The organism is Synechococcus sp. MIT S9509 (assembly GCF_047303035.1).
Classification (GTDB): Bacteria; Cyanobacteriota; Cyanobacteriia; order PCC-6307; family Cyanobiaceae; genus Synechococcus_C.
The window spans coordinates 1,206,058-1,223,172 of the sequence record NZ_CP138940.1; the positions used below are offsets into that span (position 1 = coordinate 1,206,058).

Here is a 17,115-nt window from a genome sequence, read left to right on the forward strand (position 1 = left end):
TCCTCCAAACGAGCCAAAGTCACTTCTGAGCGAACAGCTTCAGCGAATCAACCGCATCAGCAACGCTGACCTTGACTAGCGGAATTCAAAAATGCTGCGTGGAATTATTGATCATCGATGCATTCAATTCGATAAATACCAATTGAATGATAAGACAAATTATCAAATACATTTAAGTCCCTAATGAATTCCTGAAATCCAAAGATTGATAATATTCTCACAAACATACTAGCAAAGCCAAATTAATTCGGTTCGCATATCACTCCATCAAACGGCATAGATACAAAACGCAAAGCAATGAGCCTCAGCGAAATCGGCACAGTCAAATTGAAATGGTTATCGGAACCGTGACCCACGTTTTAAGCAAACTTCAAGCCAAATCTCAGGTGAATACAAGGATGTCTCATACGGATAGGTTTTAAACTTTATAGTTAACTTCATCAATAAATTCATGCATTGATAACAGATGTTCTGTAGCGCAAGTAAATAAGCACTAAAAACAAGTTTCCATTCAAAAACCACGTTAAAAAAATTTTGCAGGAATCCTATGGCTTGCACTTCAGGCTCAGTCCAGAAAGTAGCTGACAAGACTGCGAAAGCCGCTGAACATATTAAAATATTAGATAAGATGCTCACGTATCAACATGAGGATATTCAACAGCAATTCAATGAAAAAATTGAGTCGATTTAGCATATGCGAATATTCATGATGCCAGACAGCCCGCTTACAGTCACAATATAAAAGCAGATTACACTAGCGAGTTCAACCTAGAAAAAATAGCCGCTATAGTAAAAGATGCATTGAAAACAGCAGCGGAGGTAAAGAATTCCGAAGTTCCAGGTGTTAATTTGAGCAAAGAAGCGGTAGAGGCTTACACGGGTCTTGTTGATTCGGTTTCCGAAGCAGCTAAGCCTTCATCGAAATCGGCAGCAAGCATGACATTCTCTATGTACCGTTTGTCTCCAGGTAATTATTCATTCTTGTATGCAAAATCAGCAAATATCAAAGACGAAGACACTTTTGGAAGCGAAGCTGTAACATCGACTTCTATTTATTATAAGTTGATTCAGAGTATTGATGATGTGAAGAACGATACAGCTTTTGGAGTGGCCGTTATAAATGCTGAATTAGTTATTAAGGTCAAAAAACTACAAATCGAAAATTTGAACAGTTTAGCGTCCGGCGAAAAAACTATTGAAACGTATATGGAGCTAGACAAGAGTTATACAAAACTACTCAAAGACTACCAAGAAGAACTTGATAATAGTGGTTACAAAGCCAAGAAGCACTTTGTTTTGACTGCGGATCACCGCTCTAGACACTCAATCTCTGATGAATCAGCTGCGAACCAAGAAGATGTTCGCACCGCTATAAGGAAATTATCCAAGATGGGAAATGCCTACAAGATTGTTATTGAAACTTTTTGGGCAACATGCACCTGAAGCGAGCAGTAGACCATCTGCCATCGCCATGATCATCAAACCTCAAGAATTTCAAAAAATATTTTTATTGAGAGCGACTGCATAACCTTCTGAAAAAGTAGGAATTACCGTTAAATATCACAACAACAAACTCATCAGAATCAACAACACCCTCATACTCAACACAGAAGGAGTCGACAAACTGATCTGAAGTTTCAATACCGATTGTCCTCAGCACGCTGATAAACGAGTTGTTCTGATCTTCACCAAGAATGTAAGCAGTGTGGTCGGCAATCTCGTCGATCAGGAGTTGTTCATCAGCAGGCTTCTGCTCATACCAATCCGCATACCTCTGGCGCTCTTTGAGCGATTCACGCGAGAGACCACTCCACATCGACGCGCCTGCATCAGGGCTGCCAATCAGACACGCTCTGATCGAAAACGGCAAGCATCATTTGTGGATCAGAGCCCCAATGACGATCGTCTCAGCAACTGAGACGGACCGGAGAATCAGCGCAACAGCTCCGTTCAGCCGGCGGAGCGGGAGCGACGACGTACAACCCGGCGACCATCAGGCGTCTGTTCCACATCTGGAGCGGAGTCTGTCGACTTGGTCACGTCCTGGCCTTCAGGCTCGTTCTCAGGAGGTTCCTGTTCAGCGATCACACCAACCACCACAGCGGCCTGAACCTGGTCATGCAGATCGCCAATCACCATCAGGGCTTTGAGAGTGAGTTCAAGCCGAGACTCTCTCGGAAGGCCCGGGCGCAGTTTCTTGACTGAGCCCCAGAGCTCAAGCGCCACCTCTCTGAGGAGTTCCTTGTCTGCCATTCGAGCCCGAAGCAATCCGTCTAATCGATCGCATCAACCTACCGTTCAGAGTGCAGCATCTCTCAGCTGATCGGAGAATTGGCTGCAGACCGTTGCCAGAAACCCTCTGAATGCCATCTGAACGCGTCAGGATGGCGCCATGGCTTTGACTCTCGTCTATGACGGCGGCTGCCCTTTCTGCAGGCATTTCGCCCAGCGCAGTGAACTGGTGGGTGGTTTGCCCGACCTTGTGATCAGGGATGGGCGCAGTGACCAAGCGCTGAGGACGGAACTCCGCGACAAAGGATTCAATCTCAGCAACGGCGCAGTGCTGATGGACGAAGAGCACATCTGGCATGGCAGTGAAGCCATCTCAATGCTCTGTCAGCAGCTGTCCCCCAGCGATCCGTTGATGCGTCTGCTGAACACACTGTTCAGCGATTCCGGCCGTGCCAATCGTCTCTATCCGGGGCTTCTCCTGGCCAGACAGATCGCACTGGGCCTGCAAGGTCTTCCTGTTGATCCTGATCAGGCTTGAACGGAGCTTCCCAGCAGATTGGCGGCAAGTTGTTCAGCAGAGTCAGCAGCCTGATCGTGCTGATAGGCGAACTCTTCAAGTTCAGAATGCAGTTCGAGCAGCATCACAGCCATTGCATGGGCCAGTTCGCTGCTGAAGCTGATCTGCATGGAACATCCAGGAAGTCGACCGGGCGGTTCTAAAAGCTGCGGAGGAAAAGGCGTGGATGTCGTCAATGTGCCGTTACATAAGGGCCGCCCGCTGATCAGCGAACGGCCCCGAACATCACTTGTGTTCGCGTTGCCAGCGGCTGAAGTTGGCAGCGGAGAACTTGTGGCCATGGCGCATTCCAACCTTGGCGACACAGGTTGTATCCCCGGCGCACTGCTCAACTTCACGTCGGATGTTGTCGTTGCCGTTGGCCCTGGCCATAAAAGTCTCCAGCTGTTTCATGGACATGGTGAACCTCGAAAGGGATTCTTCACCGCTAACCAATCCTGAAGAGAGCATCACAATCCATCGGTTTTTCTTCCCCAGCGACCACTCCCTGACAGCCAAATCACATCAGCACGCCGGGAAGCGGATTTCTCTGCTCTGAAGGACCGGGGAGCTGAGGCAAAGGCCCCTGCTGAGGCAGAACCCTGTACTGAACCCGTACGCGGGTATTGGCCGCGCAGTGGGTGATCAGCCCGAGAAGCAGCACCAGCAGCATGCCTGTGGTTGCGCGTTGACTCATGCGCAGACCCGCCTGAATGAAAGGTCATCCAGGAGGACAACCCTCCTGGATGGCGACAGCCTCCAACCCGCAGGAAGCTGAAACAACATCACTTGCGGCCGACAATCACAGGGGGAGTGCCACCGGCCCCACCAGGAAGCCCGGGAACGACCTGGGTCTGGCCATCCCACTTGTCAAGGAAGAGCTTGTAGAGAACCTGGTCATCAAGGCTCTTGTTGAGCGTGTCGTAGCGCAGCGCTTCCTGCTCAGCGATTTTGACCTCTGTCTGAGCACGCAGCAGCTGCTGCTCAGCGATCTGTTTCTGCTCAATGGCAGCCCTGTATTCCTCTGCGATCTCCAGACCGGTGAGATCCAGACCCACAACCTTCACGTAGTCGAACTGGTCCAGTTCCTCGGCGACGGTGGATGCCACCAGGGCGGAAATGTCATTCCACTCGGAAGCGATGGTGACCAGTTCGTACTGGGAGAACACCGACTTGAGTGCCTTCAGCAGCGAGGGCTGGATGATGCGCGGATACACATCGCGATCGCTGCTGGCGATGGTGCTGTAAACACGGCCGGCTTCATCCGGGCGCAGAGCGTATTTGATCGTGGCAGTGGCCTGGATCACCTGAAGATCCTTGGTGAGCGTGGCGAAGTTCTCCGGCCTCACCTGAGTTCGAATGCTGAATGGCCAGACCTGCTGAACCAGCGGTGCCTTGATATTCAGACCAGGCTGGCGCGGATCACCGCTCACCTTGCCGAGGGTGGTGATCACCGCAACCTCGCCGGCGGGGACCACGAACAGGGCCTGACCGAGGAGCAGCAGACCGGCAAGGACCAGGGCAACGATCGCGACAAGACCGCCTTCGGGTCCTCCTGGATTGGCCGATCGCATCGACGAAGGACTCTGCATGAAGTGATTGCGAATAACGCTCGAGTTCGCTCTCTTCTAGCGACAGCGGACGCTCTTCGCTCACGCGGCCGATCGAGCCCTGATAGCGTCCGCTCCTCCTGTCTGGGTCCCATGCTGAGAAGCCTGCTCTCACTGCTGTTTGTCGGCATCCTGTTGATGGCGCAACCGGCATGGGCTGCAGACCTGAAGCTCACCTCCGTGACCCTGGCTCCCTGCGACGCCTCCGATCCCGGTTCCCAGCCAGGCAGCAGCACCATGCAACGCAGCAACATCACCAGCCCGGAAGGAGCGAGCTGCTATGTGCTGAGCGGAAACGTGAGCAACCCCGGACGCAACTCTGTGATCGACACGGATGTGTACGCGCGGATTCTTGATCGCAGCGGAGAACCGGTGCTTCAGAACCGGACGCGGGTGGGATCAATCGGTGATGTCCTTCCCGGGGAGCACCCCTTTGCCTTGCGTCTGGCGGTGCCGGCTGGAACACCGGGACCCTTCGATGTGAAAAACCCCCGTGCCCGGGGTTTCAGTGCACCCGTGCGCAGCAGGGCCGGTGATGACGAGGAATTGCTGCCGCTTGAACAGGGTGTGGTGCAACCTGGACAGGACTACGGGATCAGCTGATGCTGCAGATGCTGCGGGCCGGAGCGGTGATCGTCCTGCTGCTGATTGGCATGGTGCTGATCAGCTACCACCCCCGCGCCAGGCAATCGGAGCAAAGAATGCGCTCACTGCAGGACAACCGGATGATGCCCAGAAACACGATGAGACGTCTGCGGCAGGACAGGCTCTAGCCGGTCATCCCCGCATTGAGCGGGAGATTCCTTCAACGGGGATTACCGATCATGAATTCGCCGACGGAGCATTCCAGACAGCCTGAAAGTCCAGACACCTGCTCAAACAACTCACTGCTGCCGAAACTCAGCCCACAAGGGGCGAGGCCCAGAGCGGTCGCCACCAGATAGAGCTGCTGGTAGATCGATCCCACATCTTTGAGGATCAGCGCGTAGGACAAACCGGTTTGCTGATGAAGACCTGCATTTCGGCCGTAACGGGCAGCCATCACAACAAGAACATCAGGTCGCTGGCCCTGCCCCGGCGAAACGGAAGTCGACTGAGGCGCTCGACACGTCGAGGCGGCGGCGAGGTCAAGCATCTGCAGACACGGATCGGCGAGATCGTTCAGCTTTCCCAGAGAGTGATTGGCCGAGTCGTAGTGATAGAACCCCGACTGAAGACCGATGCACCTGTTGATGCACAGATACAACTCGATTGAATGCAGCGCACCAGCACTGGCGACAGGTCTCAACAAGCCTTCATAGGCGCGCGGAAGACCAGGGTCGCAACGGATTTCCTCGCGGATATGCATCGAATGCCAGAGGAAATCAGCCAGAACAGAGACATTCACAGGCATGTCCTGATAGGAACGAATTGTTTTGCGACTGTGAATGACCTGAAAAAAACTCAGGTTGTTATTGATGCGAGATGGCCTTGGCAGAGATTGCGAGCAGAGGATGATGCGTTGATGCTTCGCCGGATACCGTTCCTGATCGACTGGCCTGGGAACTGATTGCCCGCTGCAAAGATCAATCATCTGCTCACGCGTATGACAGTGAAACTCAAGATCTTCAGCAGTCCAGCCAGCATCAACTGCCTCCTTGTCGACATCAGGAACTCCCTGAACATCACAAATCCCAGCGGTACCTGAGCTCAACAGCATTGAGACAACATCGGCACAGTGCTCCTGAAGATCATCAGGAAGTACCTTTCTGATGATCTCTTCATCGCACTCTGAAACGAGTTGCACGAGGATCGGGAACAATCTTTGATCCAGGACAAGAACAGCTCCGGCAGACAACGGAGAACTGATCCGGAGCCCATCATTAAAGGGCTGAACATTGACATATCTTGAAAACCTGATGCGGAAACCGCCCTCTGGCACTGTCCTTCGATGAAGCATCGACCTGACAGGCTTGAGACAAATTGCAGCACCGTTTACGCCACTGATTTCAATTAAAAGCAAACCTTTCGCATAAAAATTGTCCAGATCAGCCAAAAGCTCAGACCGACATGGATCGTTGACAAGCGGATTGTTTTTGATTGAAAGCTGTTCCCGCTCAACTCCATCCGTCGACAGATCTCTCAAAAGGGCCTTGAACGAGTCACTCGGATCTTCAAAGCGAAGGCTGTGCCGGATTGAATTCAAGCGTGTGGCATACGGAGTTGTGATGACACAATCGCTCTCCTCAGAACCGACGTGAACACCATCTCGGAATCGATAACTGAGCATTGTCGCAACCCTAGCCTCGGGCGTTCACAGCGAAATCAGCAACATCGCAAACCATGGCTGCAAACAGGCCAAAAATCTTTCTGGAATCCAAAACAGATCTGATCAACCTGAGAGCATCAGTGGATCAATCAATGACACAAAGTCATTCCGAGCGAAATTTGTGCGCTTAAAACTAAATTTACAATTAAGCAATCTCAGGCAAATCCTTCGAATTTTAAAAACGATAGTGAATCGCAAACTACCATCAGCAACAAACCCGATCCATCAACAACGGCTCAAGCTAGATATCTCCAGAATTTTTTATTAACCGCAATGCGCATCCAGAAATACAAAGACATCAGAAATGCCCCGAGGAAACCAAGTCCCATTCCCCACATCAAAGTATTTTCAACTCCAAGAAAATCCATGCAATGAAAAAATGCGCCGGCCATGAAGAACGCAAAGCCATAGGCCCTGAAATTCTTCGGCAATTCATTGGCCTCTTGTTTGGAACTGTTCATTTCCGGTTGAAACCCCTGTTCAGAAAAGTGAACCATGCCCCAGCCACCAGAAGCATGGCCGGCAAGCCCGCAAAGAAGACACTGGAATCAGATTCCGAAGCACTCACAATCCAGAAGAGTCCCCAGAACCATGTCAAGAGAAATACAAGATTGAGAAGCAGCTTTGAAGAGAACTGAGCAATCAGCACTTCTCCAACTCGCCGCTGAAAAGTTGTGGCTTGCGTGTTAGCCATAATCATCATCGACAATTAGATTTTGATACTCACGCGCACTGGTGGCGTATCAATTGCTCCAGAGCGCAAGGTCTCCTCGGCCGGTACCAGGAATCAATTGATGCCAAGACTCGCATGCAGAGCGAGTCCTGATTTTTCGACTGCTGTGTTTCAGGCATCAGCCGATATTGATGGCTTCTTTGAAGCCAAAACTGAATGATGACTCGAGCAGCGAACTGCCAACGGGCTCAAAACAACGAAAGCTGACCATCAGAACTGCCTGAGACCACTTCCCAGCCGTCCGGGTCCCATGAACCAAGGAGTGGCTCAAGAGCTTTCAGCTGCTGGCCATCAAGCGATTTCATCCAGGCGTCCTCCAGTCCATCCGGAATCAGAACAGGCATGCGGTGATGCAGGGGCCTGATGAGCGCATTCGCAACCGTGGTGAGAATCGTGCAGGTATCCACTTCACTGCCATCACTTCCCAGCCAGCGTTCCCAGAGGCCAGCAAGCCAGAAGGGGCGTTGATTGGTGCGCCTGATGGCACGCCCCTTTTCAAAAAAGCAACTGGCAGGAATCAGACAGCGGCGATGACGCCAGGCACCGCGGAAACTGGGTTTATCCGCCACCGTTTCCGCGCGGGCATTGAAAGATCTGGGGCCCTGGGATGGATCCTTCTGCCAGCCGGGAATGAGACCCCAGAGCATCAACGACGCCTCCGGTCCCGACTGATCCATCCGAAACCCCAGCAGGGGCTCTCCGGGAACAATCAGGTCTCTGGGGGCATAACGGCTTCGATGCTCCGCTTCCATTCTGTTGAGCAGTGCATCAGGCAGCTGATTCAGGGGCAACGAAAGGGCGTAACGACCACACATCTCGAACGGATCTGATCAGGATTCCTGACGAAAAATACGTTCCAGGTCTCGACGAAACTGCTGGGAACTGAGTGGACGCTCTCCCTTGCGGCGATTGTTCCGAATCATCAGTGCACTGATCCACCAGACCTGCAGACCAGCAAAAACGGATCCGACCACAAGCAGGCTGAATGTGGAGGCGTCGGGCTGGAAGGGCATCCGCGAAGCGTCAGATCAAGCAAAATGAGATATCCCGCCTTGGATCCATGAAGGAGATCAGCATTTTCGAGCTGATAGCCCGCAACTTTGCTCGTTTCGCTGCGGTATCCGGGGTGATTGCCTTGGTGATTTGGCTCACCTGGGTGTTACTCGACTTCGAGCATATGAACAGTGGATTCACCCTGCCTCAGTCGGTTTACTAAGGCAGGTGAGGGGCAGACTCAGCCCACGCCGTCGGCAACAACATCAGCCTTGACATCGCTGGCTGCTTCAGTTTCTGCGCTGAATGCAGCTTCAAGCCGATCGGCCTGTGAACGTGTGTCAGGAGCGAATCGACGAACAATCAATTCATCGACCGAGAGCTGACCCGGACCAACCGCCAGGATTGCTGCAACGGCAGCAAAGTAGAGACCGAGCAATTCGAGCAGATAGATGTTGAATCCTGCAGTGCTGATGGCGTGGTAGATAGCCACAGTCATGGTTCCGAGGATGGCCAGGGCACCGAAACGAGTCAGCAGACCTGTGATCAGCAACCAGCTGCCACCCACCTCTGAGAAAGCAGCGATGTAAGACAGAGTGATCGGGAATGGAAGCCCGAGAGGCCGAACAAACGCGTCAGCGAAATTGTCGATATTGGCGAGCTTTTCGTAACCGTGATGAATCAGGAGAACTCCGGTGAAGACCCGAAGAACCAGAAGACCTGCATCGGCAAGGAATGGACGCGTAAGGATTGCCCTGATCACAGAAATAAAAGATAGTTTACGAAACGTAAGGGAAGACCCCCTCACTGCGTGTGCCCAAAGAGCGAATCAAGCGAAAATTAAGCAGAAATACTCAACAAAGCGCAAAACGCTGCACTCGGTCAAAGGCTACGAAACGAAGCAACATTACGAGTCCTTGACATGGCAGACGGAACCCTCATCTCTTTGTTACTCGGCTGAGCCGCCATCAATCGACGAATCGCTTGTAAAGCCAGCGCACGAATCCACCGACGACGGGTACCGGCTCAAAGGTCGGACCCACGAAATCGAAATAATCCCGGTGATCCTCCACCTTGCCTTCGGCGTTGAAGCGCAGACGGGTTGCTCCGGGATAGATGAATTCGATTCCTTTGATTTTGAGTCCCATTTCCCATTCCACAAAGGCTGTGTCTCCCTCAACGGCGATGGCCGCCGGAGTGAGGTAAACGTCATCACAGCGCCTCATCAATCCGTCCTGCGCCTCGACATACGCCTTGATGCCCTGACGTTCCTGCGTCGGGTCCTTGAAATGCACGTTTTCGTCATAAAGCTCCCGCCACTGCTCTTCGCTCGGAGCAGGCGTTCCGTAGGGCTTTGTGAACAGTTCACGCAGACGATCAACGTTCACAGAAGACAAGCGGATGAGGCCACACACTATTCAGATCTCAGCTGAGGTTGCATAAGCTTCTGGGCCGCACAATCCCTCCGCTCATGCCCGAAAAGCAATATCAGTACGAACCCGTGGAAGCCTTCGGAGAAAGCCTCACCACCAATCGTCCCTGGAACACCTCGGCACTCGAGATCGTGGAGCGGATCAATGGACGCACCGCCATGGTGGGTTTTGCCGCCGCAGTCATCGGCGAATGGCTCACCGGACAGGGGCCCGCAGGCCAGGTGATGGCCCTGATCCGCTGGTACCTCAGCTGAATTTCAGGACATCCGCCTGGCCATCATCCAGCCGTCAGTTCATGCAGGGCTGAGTAGTCGCCGCAGTCGAGTTCCGTGCCCTCAGCGCGATCCAGCAAACTTGCAAGTCCGTCAAGAGCGGAGGCGTTCACCCCCGCCAGCCGCGCCTCCCGCAGAAACAGAAAAAGATCTTTGCGCAACAGGCTGGTGCTGAAATTGGGGTCGGAGTAATGATGCGACATCATCCGCTCCAGCTTTTTGTCGACGGTGGGGGCATAAAGCGCTGAGGGGCGCAGCACGTCCATGAAGCGATCAACGTCCAGACCCGAGGCCTGAACCAGGCGAAGAGCCAGTGAATATCCATGAGTGAGGCTGGCGATCAGCTGATTGAGAGCCAGCTTCGAGGCTGCGCCCGTACCCACGGCACCCATCAGACGAGGCTCGGACGCCAGCTGCCGAAGCAGGGGCAACTGAGCGTCAAACACATCCTGCTCGCCACCGGCCATCACCAGCAACCTGCCCTTCAATGCTTCAGGACGGCTGCCAAGCACGGGTGCTTCCAGATAGGTGCCACCCTGAAGGCGAACCTGCTCAGCGAGCGCGACACTTTCACTGATGCCCATGGTTCCCATCGGCATCAGGCATCGTCCCTTCAGGGACCCGAGACTGCCTGCCACCTCCGTCGTGACCGGACCATCACGCAACACCGTGATCAGCACCGAGGCAGTCTCAACACCCTCGCCGGGCTGGCTCAGCTGACGGGCTCCTGCCTGCACCAGCCCCGCGCAGCGGGAGGGATTTCGGTTCCACACGTTGAGCGTGACACCCACTTCGAGCAGCCGCTGACCGATCGCAGCGCCCAGGAGACCGGTGCCGAGCAAGGTGATGGTGGTCATCAGACAACCTGGAATTCCTTCCACCATGCAACAGGCTGCAGACCAGATCGAACTGACCGATCACCTCGATGCACCTGCACTGAAAGGTGAATGCCTACGCGAGATCAGCCAGAGGGATCGCTGAGTCAGAGATCGCAGACATCGGTGGTCGATCAGGCTTGATCCAGCAACCAATAGGAGATGTCCGGCCTCAGGTGATGGCGAGAAAAATCCAGCTCCCACTGTCCAAGCGTCCCAGCTCCGGTACTGCTGCGTGGGCCACCCTGACCTTCGCCTACGTCGCAGCCTGGGCTCTCTGGGGATTGGTCAATGCGTCTCCCAGCCTTTGAGCACAGCAGCCTGAACACTTGTCGCCTGATGGGCCAAACCCGGCAGTCGTGAAATGGATCGGTCGTCAGCACGACATTGCATCAGGGCCTCATGAACACCAGCTCTGCTCCCATTCACTCGCTGGCTGTTGCGCTGCTGGCGGTGGCCGTGATTGTTCTGGCCATCAAGGAACCACGATGCGAGTGTGACAACGACCTGCCGTCCTCAGAGACACCAGCTGCTCGGCAGGCTGAGCAGCCCCGCCCTTCGAGAACCGGTCGCCGGCGTGAGCTGCGCAAATTTTGAACTGCACCCAGAAGTCGTTCGTTTGCAGGGATTCAGCACATCGAGTGCACAGGGAAAGCCTGCAGTTCAGGCAGACCTGGAACCTTCCTGGTTCTTTTGTGGCGCAGAGACGGTTCGGATGAACAGATCATCGAGGTAGCGCTCCGTCACGGCCCTTTCACTGCATCCGTTCTGGTAGAGGAATCGTGCCAGAGCGGAACTCATCAGCTGGTATTGATCCCAGTTGGGATTGGCACCGATGAAACCCTTCATTGCAGCGAAAAGCACTTCAGGGATTTCAGATTCCAGGCTCACAAACGGCGTCTGATCCTCAGAGACACCGACCAGCTCCGGATTGATACAGCTTTCCAGTTGATTGCGATCCATTCAGTCCTTGATGGTCCTGCTTCCGGCCACCACAAAGCCATGAATGGGGAAGGGCGTCAAAGTCCTCTCGGAATTGCCAGCGATTCCTGATCTGAAATGAGACTCGCCAACCCACCTGGCTTTTGAGCTTGGTGCTGCGTCCCGGCACACCCATTCACAAAGCACGGAGCTTTCTGTCAAGCAGCGAATGGCACGGGAGCCGAAAACCACAAGCCTGCTTTCCAGCATTGCCGTTTCGGAAAAAACCTGTGGAAAACATTTTCAATCCCTGTGGAAAAGCGACGCTTTTTCCCACAGGGATTGAAGCCATTAGCAAGGCTGATCCCTTGAAGTCTCACAGGACCCAGCGCGAGCAAAGACGCCTGAGAAGCCAGAAGAGCTTGGAACTGTCAGGGATTGAAGTGATGCTTGCTACTGAGTGCTTTGTAGACAGCGATCGAAATCGGATCAGGGAGGAACGCAGCTCAGGCCGGCTGCTGCTGGGGGCCAAGGAACGGCCTGGGGTCCTGATCAAAACGATGCTCAAACGGCAGAGCGTCCGACTGCTGATCACCATCCAGTGCAGCCGTCGACTCCAGAACCTTGCGCAACACGCGGGCGCTTTCCAGCGGCATGTCGCGGGGTACGGAGATACGGTCACGCAGATAGCGCAGCGCCGAGGCTGAGCCTCTCTCCGGTGTCACTGGCTGTTCCAGAACCATCGCGGTCAGCGCGGCTCTCAACGGTTGGTCGAAGCGATCCCCCAGTGGGTTCCGGTTCACAAGAGTGCACCGATGCCTCAACACCCTTTCAAGAGCTCGCTCCCTGGCCGACACCGTTGAGCCTGAACAGCTCCAGCGACTTTCAAGCTCATCGAGTCCTGCGCCGCTGTCCACCGCCCGAGCCATCCGCAGCTGAGCATCGCTGCCGTCAGACCAGCAGCCACCCATCTGCGGTGGCAGATCATGGGCATGGGTGTGCACATCGCTCTGGGTGCCTCGATAAGTTGCCAGCCGCTCAAGTGCCGCGAGCCAGCGATCGATTCCTGGATGCTCCCGGCGTAACGCGAAACCCTTGAAATAGGCGAGTGAGGCATTCATGCGTTCCACGTAGGGAATGAACACCAGATCGGCCGTGCCGGGATGCGGCCCATCAGGTGCATCCGGATCCAGCCAGCTGCCTCCACCGCTGGCGAGCGCCTGCTCCATCTGCCGGGCCACACGCTGAAACTGATCGCGGGCCTGAACCTCCTGACGCTCTCCCAGCCCGGGAGTGCACAACCAGATACACCAGGCTCTGAACAGCAGGCGCTCCAGATCTCGGAGCCGTCGCACTCGTCGGTCAGCCATCGGGGCTCCGACAGGACCGAAGCTTCGTTCCAGAGACTCCAGGATGCGATCGCTTTCAGTGATCAGCCGCCCATCGAGATCAAGAGCCGGCAACATCCCGGAGGGTACGAGTGCAGTGAACCAGGGCTCCTTCGGGCCATAGCAGCGCATCGTCACTTTGCGGATCCGGTATGGAATCCGGCGAAACTCAAGCCAGAGCCACACTTTCTGACAGTAAGGGCACCAGGCATGGTGATCACGGAACAGTGTGACCCGCACCGATGCCTCCGGCTGACCGAACAGACGCAGAGTGGCCTGAGCGTTGGCAGGCCCTTCAATGCGCTCGGCTGCCGGTGGAGCGAGAGCATCCAGGGCAGACCAGCTGAGCGCATCTGCGCCAGGTCGGACTTCTGTCATGACATCCTCGGAGCACCGCTGCATGATCTTCGCCGCAGCGGATCACCCGTGGACATGGATCACAGCCACCTCCTGGATCTCGAGAAGCAGGCTCGACGCCAAGGTTCCGGTCTGACTGCAGGCGACCTGGTGGGTTACTGGCAGCTGAACGCTGTCTGGCCGAAGGGACGCAATCAAGCCGACGCATTCAACGGCTGGCTGTTGCGGCGCATCGGCGCCTGCCTCGAAATCAGCGAGGGTGTATCCGATGGGCTTCAACTGCGCAACGCCGTCTCCCTTGCGGGTCTCACCCTCCAGTTCACTGGACCGGGACACCTGAATGGCCGCCAGCCCCTGCTGAAGTTCCGATTTGAAAGGGTGGAGCTGACACTGGGCGGATTGATGCTGTTTAAGCGCGACCTGCCGGCACCTCAATCGGGTGGTGAGCCGTTCTTTGCTCTGATCAGCCGTAACACTGAAGGTTGGCTGGCCGCACGAGGCAAAGGCGGTGGACTTGCGCTTTGGACCCTCAGGGATTGAGACGCTGTTCAAGCCAGCCGTCTCGGAGCTCCCAGCTACGGCGCAGATGCGGATGGGGCTTGAGATCAAGCTGCTCCACACGATCCAGGGCGATGCGCAGGATCAGCAGATGGGAGGGGATCGGTTCCTCATCAGCCACCTCCTGCGGCCAGGGTCCTTCCGGGCAGAAACAATCGCCAGGTGTGGGCCAGGCCCAGACCATGCGACCGGATGGTGACAGGCGTTGCCAATGATCGCGTAACGCCTCAGGTTCCTGCTCAGCGCTGACCAACACTGACGATCCGCGCAGCCGGAACTGTTCTCGCGCCTTGCGGAATAACCAGCACAATTCAACCCTCGGCTGACCGAGCAGCTCCGAAGGCTTGTCACTGCGGGTGTCGGTCAGCAGATCCAGTTCACCGGCGGAACTCCAACCTCGAAAAACCAGGGTTCGCACTCGTGGGGTTCCGTCGTGTGCAGTTGTCGCCAACTGAAGCCAGGTGGTGCCTGGAGAGCGTCCCTCCCGTTGACGAGCACCGCGCAGAAGTGGCCGCCAGGGGGGAAGACTCATCGCCGTTTCGGGATCAGCCGACATCATTCAGCCAGGGATCAAGAAACGCGAGCGGGCGCTCCATCGTCGCCGAGAATCCGAGGATGCCACGGTCGCGGTAGACGTAAAGCAGGGAATCGTCGCTGTCCAGCAGAAAAGTGCCTCCACGTTGAGTGATGAAACGATCATCGGGTACATAGGTGCTCCAGTGGCGCAGAACCTCGTTCATGTTGCGCAGGCGCAGAGTGGCCAGCTCGAAAGGACGTTGAAAACCCTCACCACCCGCCCAGCGGAACAAGCCAGCTGGAATCGGAGGCAGCACACCGGTCGACACGATTTCATCACCGGCAAAGCGTTGAGCAGCTGAACGGTCACCGGTGTAACCCCGCAACACCTCCGCCAGCGTTCCAGGTGAGCCGATCCCGGCACACATCAACAGAAGCGATGGCCAGGGCCCTCCCGGTGCCTGCAGGCCTGGTGAGAGCTCAAGGGCCTGATGCAACCTGGCATCCGACTCCACCTGGAGGAGCTCCCGTGGCATTCCGGTGAACGCGCAGAAGCGCTCAGCCCCAGCGGAATCGCCGATTGCAATGGCCAGTGGACGAATCCCTGCCTGATCAAGTCTGGGCAGCACAGGCACAAGAGCCTGGGCATATTCCATCGAATCAAAATCACCAAGCTGTGTAAGCAGCAGAATCAGTCGCTTGAGACCCTGATCGCGGGCCTGATTGTCTCCAATGCGTTCCAGCAGGGCTTCCGGTGCTTTCATGACTGGGTTGATGACAGTGCCGATAAGGGATCTGACCTGAACCTCAGCATGGTCTTTTTCGACAACGAACGGTGAGAGACCACCGCCACTTCCTCACAAAGAATGCTTGCCGACGAGCCTTGGTCGGTGCAGCTTGGGGGCAGCACAGACAAGGCTGACCATGGGAAGGGTCCAGAGGTTGGCAGCTCAGCGGCAGGTCACGCCCTACGAGCTGTCGCGCAACATTCTCCAGGAAGCCGGTTATGGGATCACACGCAGAGAAGCGAAGAACGCTGCCGGGCATCGTGGCTATGACGTGATCTTTCCCTGCACGATTGACGGTCAGCCACATCAGAAAATGATGCGGCGATCATGGCTGATCGAACTGGCTGAGCTGGTGCTGGAGGGATTCAAGCCTGAGGAGATTGCCACCAACTATTTCAAACGAGACTTTGATTCATGAAATGGTTTTGATCTGAACTCTTCTGGAAGCTTTCAACTCAACCTGCAATCAAAACCCTCTTTACTATTGAGGAGAAGAGATCAGATCAGCCATCAGGAACAATCTTTCAAACAGAAGTTCCATTGCAGAGCCTCACTCCGAGAGCACGTTTCTCAGCAAACGACATTTTTTTCACATTGCTTTCCTTGATCACCTCATCAACGCAGTGATTGAAATAACGCGCCTGGTTCGCCAGTGGAGAAATCTGGATCGCTCCATAGATCACGGCAAAGATCAACAGCACTGGATAGAGATGTGCGTTGATCAGTTCACGCGCCTGAGACATCGATGGAACCATCACTGACTGCGCGGTAGCAACGAAGACAGCATCGCGTCAAGCGAGAGCCTCATCACCAGTCGCCGAAAGCTGAGTCCAACAGGCAACTCCTGTGGCCATTCGGCTCGCCTGAACAGGGTTCGACTACCTGCGAAAACAATCAAGTTGACCAACCGATTCAGGCTGCAAGATCAACGCATTGATCACTCATCACTAACAGCTGCTAGCAAACAACTCTCCACGCACACCTCTGAAACGTGGCCGGCAGGCATCATCCAGCCAAGTGAGCAAAGGCTGAAAGCTGAATGATCTGTCTTGTCTGAAGGCACAAAACCATGTTTGATAACGATGTCTCACCCGGGAGCCCCCGCCGTGATCGGACAAATCAGGATTTACTGCCATCAGAACAAGGAGTTCCTGCTTGTTGAGGTTTCAAGCCGCGATGCCTTGCAACGCATCAAGGAACTCAAGGATCAGGGCTGGGACATCGAAGCTGAAATTCCCGTGTGAGAGCGCAGGAGACGCACCACCCCGAGAGTGGCTTCAAAACAGCGGAGATGAAAGTCAGCTTCGAAAGACCGATCCCAGAACTGCAAGGATCAGCCGGAGCGACCGGCGTCATCGTCATCGAATTTCTGGACCGCAGAATCAATCAACCCCTGGGTGTCGGTGTTGAGGGACGCCACGACAAAAAACACCAGTGACAGCAACCCAGCGGCGGTTATCACGACGACGCTGAGATTGCTCATCTCAAGATTGCCGTAACGGAAAGCGAAACAGGTCATCGTCGTCACAACAGCACAGGCCCGATGAACTGGAGCCCATCCACCGAGCCATCAAT

The 17,115-nt window shown here is 54.9% G+C and carries 31 protein-coding genes; 12 read left to right on the forward strand and 19 right to left on the reverse strand.

The annotated features are described in order from the left end of the window. The first annotated feature begins 801 nt into the window (after positions 1–801). Positions 802–1,443 (forward strand): hypothetical protein, encoded by a 642-nt coding sequence (locus SIB73_RS06925; RefSeq protein WP_413401815.1) that lies wholly within the window; start codon positions 802–804, stop codon positions 1,441–1,443. A 64-nt stretch (positions 1,444–1,507) separates the two neighbouring features. Here SIB73_RS06925 and SIB73_RS06930 read toward each other — a convergent pair whose 3' ends face one another. Together SIB73_RS06930 and SIB73_RS06935 are read right to left on the reverse strand one after the other, a co-directional pair. Then, a complete protein-coding gene (locus SIB73_RS06930) occupies positions 1,508–1,870 on the reverse strand; it encodes a hypothetical protein (RefSeq protein ID WP_413401814.1) in 363 nt (120 codons plus the stop codon). A gap of 80 nt (positions 1,871–1,950) precedes the next feature. Beyond that, positions 1,951–2,253: a TIGR03894 family protein gene (locus SIB73_RS06935; RefSeq protein ID WP_413401813.1), complete on the reverse strand. Its 303-nt coding sequence runs from the start codon at positions 2,251–2,253 to the stop codon at positions 1,951–1,953. 139 nt (positions 2,254–2,392) lie between these two features. Here SIB73_RS06935 and SIB73_RS06940 point away from each other — a divergent pair, with 139 nt between their 5' ends. Next, on the forward strand, positions 2,393–2,770 hold the full coding sequence (locus tag SIB73_RS06940; protein ID WP_413401811.1) for a hypothetical protein: 378 nt from the start codon (positions 2,393–2,395) through the stop codon (positions 2,768–2,770). Here the strand turns inward: SIB73_RS06940 and SIB73_RS06945 are convergent. Further along, positions 2,761–2,919, reverse strand: a complete 159-nt coding sequence (locus SIB73_RS06945; RefSeq protein WP_413401809.1) for a hypothetical protein — start codon at positions 2,917–2,919, stop codon at positions 2,761–2,763. The genes SIB73_RS06940 and SIB73_RS06945 overlap by 10 nt on opposite strands. Between SIB73_RS06945 and SIB73_RS06950 the strand changes: the two genes are divergently transcribed. Beyond that, on the forward strand, positions 2,918–3,250 hold the full coding sequence (locus SIB73_RS06950) for a hypothetical protein (RefSeq protein WP_413401807.1): 333 nt from the start codon (positions 2,918–2,920) through the stop codon (positions 3,248–3,250). The genes SIB73_RS06945 and SIB73_RS06950 overlap by 2 nt on opposite strands. Positions 3,251–3,308: 58 nt before the next feature. Here SIB73_RS06950 and SIB73_RS06955 read toward each other — a convergent pair whose 3' ends face one another. Together SIB73_RS06955 and SIB73_RS06960 are read right to left on the reverse strand one after the other, a co-directional pair. Next, positions 3,309–3,485, reverse strand: a complete 177-nt coding sequence (locus SIB73_RS06955) for a hypothetical protein (RefSeq protein WP_413401806.1) — start codon at positions 3,483–3,485, stop codon at positions 3,309–3,311. An 88-nt stretch (positions 3,486–3,573) separates the two neighbouring features. After that, positions 3,574–4,380, reverse strand: a complete 807-nt coding sequence (locus tag SIB73_RS06960; RefSeq protein WP_413401805.1) for a prohibitin family protein — start codon at positions 4,378–4,380, stop codon at positions 3,574–3,576. A gap of 111 nt (positions 4,381–4,491) precedes the next feature. Here SIB73_RS06960 and SIB73_RS06965 point away from each other — a divergent pair, with 111 nt between their 5' ends. Both SIB73_RS06965 and SIB73_RS06970 read left to right on the forward strand, forming a co-directional pair. Further along, positions 4,492–5,001: a hypothetical protein gene (locus SIB73_RS06965; protein WP_413401803.1), complete on the forward strand. Its 510-nt coding sequence runs from the start codon at positions 4,492–4,494 to the stop codon at positions 4,999–5,001. Next, complete coding sequence (locus SIB73_RS06970; protein WP_413401801.1) at positions 5,001–5,171, forward strand: hypothetical protein; 171 nt, start codon at positions 5,001–5,003, stop codon at positions 5,169–5,171. Before SIB73_RS06965 ends, SIB73_RS06970 begins: the two co-directional genes overlap by 1 nt. A 32-nt stretch (positions 5,172–5,203) precedes the next feature. On the opposite strand, the gene SIB73_RS06975 is transcribed toward SIB73_RS06970, so the two are convergent. The 4 genes from SIB73_RS06975 to SIB73_RS06990 form a co-directional block, all read right to left on the reverse strand. Next, complete coding sequence (locus SIB73_RS06975) at positions 5,204–6,235, reverse strand: SagB family peptide dehydrogenase (protein ID WP_413401799.1); 1,032 nt, start codon at positions 6,233–6,235, stop codon at positions 5,204–5,206. 707 nt (positions 6,236–6,942) lie between these two features. Continuing rightward, positions 6,943–7,203, reverse strand: coding sequence for a hypothetical protein (locus SIB73_RS06980; protein WP_413401797.1), 261 nt, complete (start codon positions 7,201–7,203; stop codon positions 6,943–6,945). 424 nt (positions 7,204–7,627) lie between these two features. Beyond that, the gene (locus tag SIB73_RS06985; RefSeq protein ID WP_413401796.1) at positions 7,628–8,254 is read right to left on the reverse strand and encodes an SOS response-associated peptidase; all 627 of its coding nucleotides are present in this window, start codon (positions 8,252–8,254) and stop codon (positions 7,628–7,630) included. A gap of 15 nt (positions 8,255–8,269) precedes the next feature. Then, positions 8,270–8,452, reverse strand: a complete 183-nt coding sequence (locus SIB73_RS06990) for a hypothetical protein (protein ID WP_413401794.1) — start codon at positions 8,450–8,452, stop codon at positions 8,270–8,272. Positions 8,453–8,499: 47 nt separating this feature from the next. On the opposite strand from SIB73_RS06990, the gene SIB73_RS06995 reads away from it, so the two are divergent. Continuing rightward, on the forward strand, positions 8,500–8,655 hold the full coding sequence (locus SIB73_RS06995) for a hypothetical protein (RefSeq protein ID WP_413401793.1): 156 nt from the start codon (positions 8,500–8,502) through the stop codon (positions 8,653–8,655). An 18-nt stretch (positions 8,656–8,673) separates the two neighbouring features. On the opposite strand, the gene SIB73_RS07000 is transcribed toward SIB73_RS06995, so the two are convergent. Both SIB73_RS07000 and SIB73_RS07005 read right to left on the reverse strand, forming a co-directional pair. Continuing rightward, entirely contained in the window at positions 8,674–9,195 is a 522-nt protein-coding gene (locus tag SIB73_RS07000) for a DoxX family protein (protein ID WP_413401791.1), read from the reverse strand. 205 nt (positions 9,196–9,400) lie between these two features. Beyond that, the gene (locus SIB73_RS07005; protein ID WP_413401790.1) at positions 9,401–9,820 is read right to left on the reverse strand and encodes a nuclear transport factor 2 family protein; all 420 of its coding nucleotides are present in this window, start codon (positions 9,818–9,820) and stop codon (positions 9,401–9,403) included. Positions 9,821–9,903: 83 nt separating this feature from the next. Between SIB73_RS07005 and SIB73_RS07010 the strand changes: the two genes are divergently transcribed. Beyond that, positions 9,904–10,119, forward strand: a complete 216-nt coding sequence (locus tag SIB73_RS07010; protein ID WP_413401789.1) for a chlorophyll a/b-binding protein — start codon at positions 9,904–9,906, stop codon at positions 10,117–10,119. A 23-nt stretch (positions 10,120–10,142) separates the two neighbouring features. Here the strand turns inward: SIB73_RS07010 and SIB73_RS07015 are convergent, their stop codons facing one another. Continuing rightward, complete coding sequence (locus SIB73_RS07015) at positions 10,143–10,994, reverse strand: NAD(P)-dependent oxidoreductase (RefSeq protein ID WP_413401788.1); 852 nt, start codon at positions 10,992–10,994, stop codon at positions 10,143–10,145. A gap of 86 nt (positions 10,995–11,080) precedes the next feature. On the opposite strand from SIB73_RS07015, the gene SIB73_RS07020 reads away from it, so the two are divergent. Both SIB73_RS07020 and SIB73_RS07025 read left to right on the forward strand, forming a co-directional pair. After that, a complete protein-coding gene (locus SIB73_RS07020) occupies positions 11,081–11,323 on the forward strand; it encodes a hypothetical protein (RefSeq protein WP_413439767.1) in 243 nt (80 codons plus the stop codon). Positions 11,324–11,414: 91 nt separating this feature from the next. Beyond that, positions 11,415–11,609 carry a hypothetical protein gene (locus SIB73_RS07025; protein WP_413401783.1) on the forward strand — a complete coding sequence of 65 codons (195 nt, stop codon included), beginning with the start codon at positions 11,415–11,417 and terminating at the stop codon, positions 11,607–11,609. A 66-nt stretch (positions 11,610–11,675) separates the two neighbouring features. Here SIB73_RS07025 and SIB73_RS07030 read toward each other — a convergent pair whose 3' ends face one another. Together SIB73_RS07030 and SIB73_RS07035 are read right to left on the reverse strand one after the other, a co-directional pair. Then, a complete protein-coding gene (locus SIB73_RS07030; RefSeq protein ID WP_413401781.1) occupies positions 11,676–11,975 on the reverse strand; it encodes a DUF2811 domain-containing protein in 300 nt (99 codons plus the stop codon). Between the two features lie 464 nt (positions 11,976–12,439). After that, entirely contained in the window at positions 12,440–13,723 is a 1,284-nt protein-coding gene (locus SIB73_RS07035) for a glutathione S-transferase (RefSeq protein ID WP_413439768.1), read from the reverse strand. A 30-nt stretch (positions 13,724–13,753) separates the two neighbouring features. Here SIB73_RS07035 and SIB73_RS07040 point away from each other — a divergent pair, with 30 nt between their 5' ends. Next, positions 13,754–14,218 carry a hypothetical protein gene (locus SIB73_RS07040; protein ID WP_413406363.1) on the forward strand — a complete coding sequence of 155 codons (465 nt, stop codon included), beginning with the start codon at positions 13,754–13,756 and terminating at the stop codon, positions 14,216–14,218. On the opposite strand, the gene SIB73_RS07045 is transcribed toward SIB73_RS07040, so the two are convergent. Then, positions 14,208–14,792, reverse strand: coding sequence for a pyridoxamine 5'-phosphate oxidase family protein (locus SIB73_RS07045; RefSeq protein ID WP_413406361.1), 585 nt, complete (start codon positions 14,790–14,792; stop codon positions 14,208–14,210). The two genes, SIB73_RS07040 and SIB73_RS07045, sit on opposite strands and share 11 nt — an antisense overlap. Beyond that, positions 14,782–15,516 (reverse strand): peroxiredoxin-like family protein, encoded by a 735-nt coding sequence (locus tag SIB73_RS07050; protein WP_413401778.1) that lies wholly within the window; start codon positions 15,514–15,516, stop codon positions 14,782–14,784. Before SIB73_RS07050 ends, SIB73_RS07045 begins: the two co-directional genes overlap by 11 nt. Before the next feature lie 160 nt (positions 15,517–15,676). Between SIB73_RS07050 and SIB73_RS07055 the strand changes: the two genes are divergently transcribed. After that, the gene (locus SIB73_RS07055; RefSeq protein ID WP_413401777.1) at positions 15,677–15,958 is read left to right on the forward strand and encodes a hypothetical protein; all 282 of its coding nucleotides are present in this window, start codon (positions 15,677–15,679) and stop codon (positions 15,956–15,958) included. A gap of 106 nt (positions 15,959–16,064) precedes the next feature. On the opposite strand, the gene SIB73_RS07060 is transcribed toward SIB73_RS07055, so the two are convergent. Together SIB73_RS07060 and SIB73_RS07065 are read right to left on the reverse strand one after the other, a co-directional pair. Beyond that, complete coding sequence (locus tag SIB73_RS07060) at positions 16,065–16,295, reverse strand: hypothetical protein (protein ID WP_413439769.1); 231 nt, start codon at positions 16,293–16,295, stop codon at positions 16,065–16,067. Beyond that, on the reverse strand, positions 16,295–16,438 hold the full coding sequence (locus SIB73_RS07065) for a hypothetical protein (protein WP_413439770.1): 144 nt from the start codon (positions 16,436–16,438) through the stop codon (positions 16,295–16,297). The genes SIB73_RS07060 and SIB73_RS07065 overlap by 1 nt, the downstream gene beginning before the upstream one ends. A 184-nt stretch (positions 16,439–16,622) precedes the next feature. Between SIB73_RS07065 and SIB73_RS07070 the strand changes: the two genes are divergently transcribed. Further along, the gene (locus tag SIB73_RS07070; protein WP_413439771.1) at positions 16,623–16,784 is read left to right on the forward strand and encodes a hypothetical protein; all 162 of its coding nucleotides are present in this window, start codon (positions 16,623–16,625) and stop codon (positions 16,782–16,784) included. 89 nt (positions 16,785–16,873) lie between these two features. Here the strand turns inward: SIB73_RS07070 and SIB73_RS07075 are convergent, their stop codons facing one another. Continuing rightward, positions 16,874–17,059, reverse strand: a complete 186-nt coding sequence (locus SIB73_RS07075) for a hypothetical protein (RefSeq protein WP_413401772.1) — start codon at positions 17,057–17,059, stop codon at positions 16,874–16,876. Positions 17,060–17,115: the final 56 nt, after the last annotated feature.

Excerpts from the sequence above, each read along its gene's own strand:
- SIB73_RS07040 (WP_413406363.1), top strand. The coding sequence starts at position 13,754 with ATGGATCACAGCCACCTCCTGGATCTCGAGAAGCAGGCTCGACGCCAA.
- SIB73_RS07035 (WP_413439768.1), bottom strand. The coding sequence starts at position 13,723 with ATGCAGCGGTGCTCCGAGGATGTCATGACAGAAGTCCGACCTGGCGCA.
- SIB73_RS06970 (WP_413401801.1), top strand. The coding sequence starts at position 5,001 with ATGCTGCAGATGCTGCGGGCCGGAGCGGTGATCGTCCTGCTGCTGATT.
- SIB73_RS06985 (WP_413401796.1), bottom strand. The coding sequence starts at position 8,254 with ATGTGTGGTCGTTACGCCCTTTCGTTGCCCCTGAATCAGCTGCCTGAT.
- SIB73_RS07030 (WP_413401781.1), bottom strand. The coding sequence starts at position 11,975 with ATGGATCGCAATCAACTGGAAAGCTGTATCAATCCGGAGCTGGTCGGT.
- SIB73_RS07075 (WP_413401772.1), bottom strand. The coding sequence starts at position 17,059 with ATGACCTGTTTCGCTTTCCGTTACGGCAATCTTGAGATGAGCAATCTC.
- SIB73_RS07055 (WP_413401777.1), top strand. The coding sequence starts at position 15,677 with ATGGGAAGGGTCCAGAGGTTGGCAGCTCAGCGGCAGGTCACGCCCTAC.
- SIB73_RS07050 (WP_413401778.1), bottom strand. The coding sequence starts at position 15,516 with ATGAAAGCACCGGAAGCCCTGCTGGAACGCATTGGAGACAATCAGGCC.
- SIB73_RS06995 (WP_413401793.1), top strand. The coding sequence starts at position 8,500 with ATGAAGGAGATCAGCATTTTCGAGCTGATAGCCCGCAACTTTGCTCGT.
- SIB73_RS07015 (WP_413401788.1), bottom strand. The coding sequence starts at position 10,994 with ATGACCACCATCACCTTGCTCGGCACCGGTCTCCTGGGCGCTGCGATC.
- SIB73_RS07060 (WP_413439769.1), bottom strand. The coding sequence starts at position 16,295 with ATGGTTCCATCGATGTCTCAGGCGCGTGAACTGATCAACGCACATCTC.
- SIB73_RS06945 (WP_413401809.1), bottom strand. The coding sequence starts at position 2,919 with ATGCAGATCAGCTTCAGCAGCGAACTGGCCCATGCAATGGCTGTGATG.
- SIB73_RS06935 (WP_413401813.1), bottom strand. The coding sequence starts at position 2,253 with ATGGCAGACAAGGAACTCCTCAGAGAGGTGGCGCTTGAGCTCTGGGGC.
- SIB73_RS06960 (WP_413401805.1), bottom strand. The coding sequence starts at position 4,380 with ATGCAGAGTCCTTCGTCGATGCGATCGGCCAATCCAGGAGGACCCGAA.
- SIB73_RS06940 (WP_413401811.1), top strand. The coding sequence starts at position 2,393 with ATGGCTTTGACTCTCGTCTATGACGGCGGCTGCCCTTTCTGCAGGCAT.
- SIB73_RS06955 (WP_413401806.1), bottom strand. The coding sequence starts at position 3,485 with ATGAGTCAACGCGCAACCACAGGCATGCTGCTGGTGCTGCTTCTCGGG.
- SIB73_RS06980 (WP_413401797.1), bottom strand. The coding sequence starts at position 7,203 with ATGGTTCACTTTTCTGAACAGGGGTTTCAACCGGAAATGAACAGTTCC.
- SIB73_RS06965 (WP_413401803.1), top strand. The coding sequence starts at position 4,492 with ATGCTGAGAAGCCTGCTCTCACTGCTGTTTGTCGGCATCCTGTTGATG.
- SIB73_RS07025 (WP_413401783.1), top strand. The coding sequence starts at position 11,415 with ATGAACACCAGCTCTGCTCCCATTCACTCGCTGGCTGTTGCGCTGCTG.
- SIB73_RS07070 (WP_413439771.1), top strand. The coding sequence starts at position 16,623 with ATGTCTCACCCGGGAGCCCCCGCCGTGATCGGACAAATCAGGATTTAC.
- SIB73_RS07010 (WP_413401789.1), top strand. The coding sequence starts at position 9,904 with ATGCCCGAAAAGCAATATCAGTACGAACCCGTGGAAGCCTTCGGAGAA.
- SIB73_RS06950 (WP_413401807.1), top strand. The coding sequence starts at position 2,918 with ATGGAACATCCAGGAAGTCGACCGGGCGGTTCTAAAAGCTGCGGAGGA.
- SIB73_RS07045 (WP_413406361.1), bottom strand. The coding sequence starts at position 14,792 with ATGTCGGCTGATCCCGAAACGGCGATGAGTCTTCCCCCCTGGCGGCCA.
- SIB73_RS06990 (WP_413401794.1), bottom strand. The coding sequence starts at position 8,452 with ATGCCCTTCCAGCCCGACGCCTCCACATTCAGCCTGCTTGTGGTCGGA.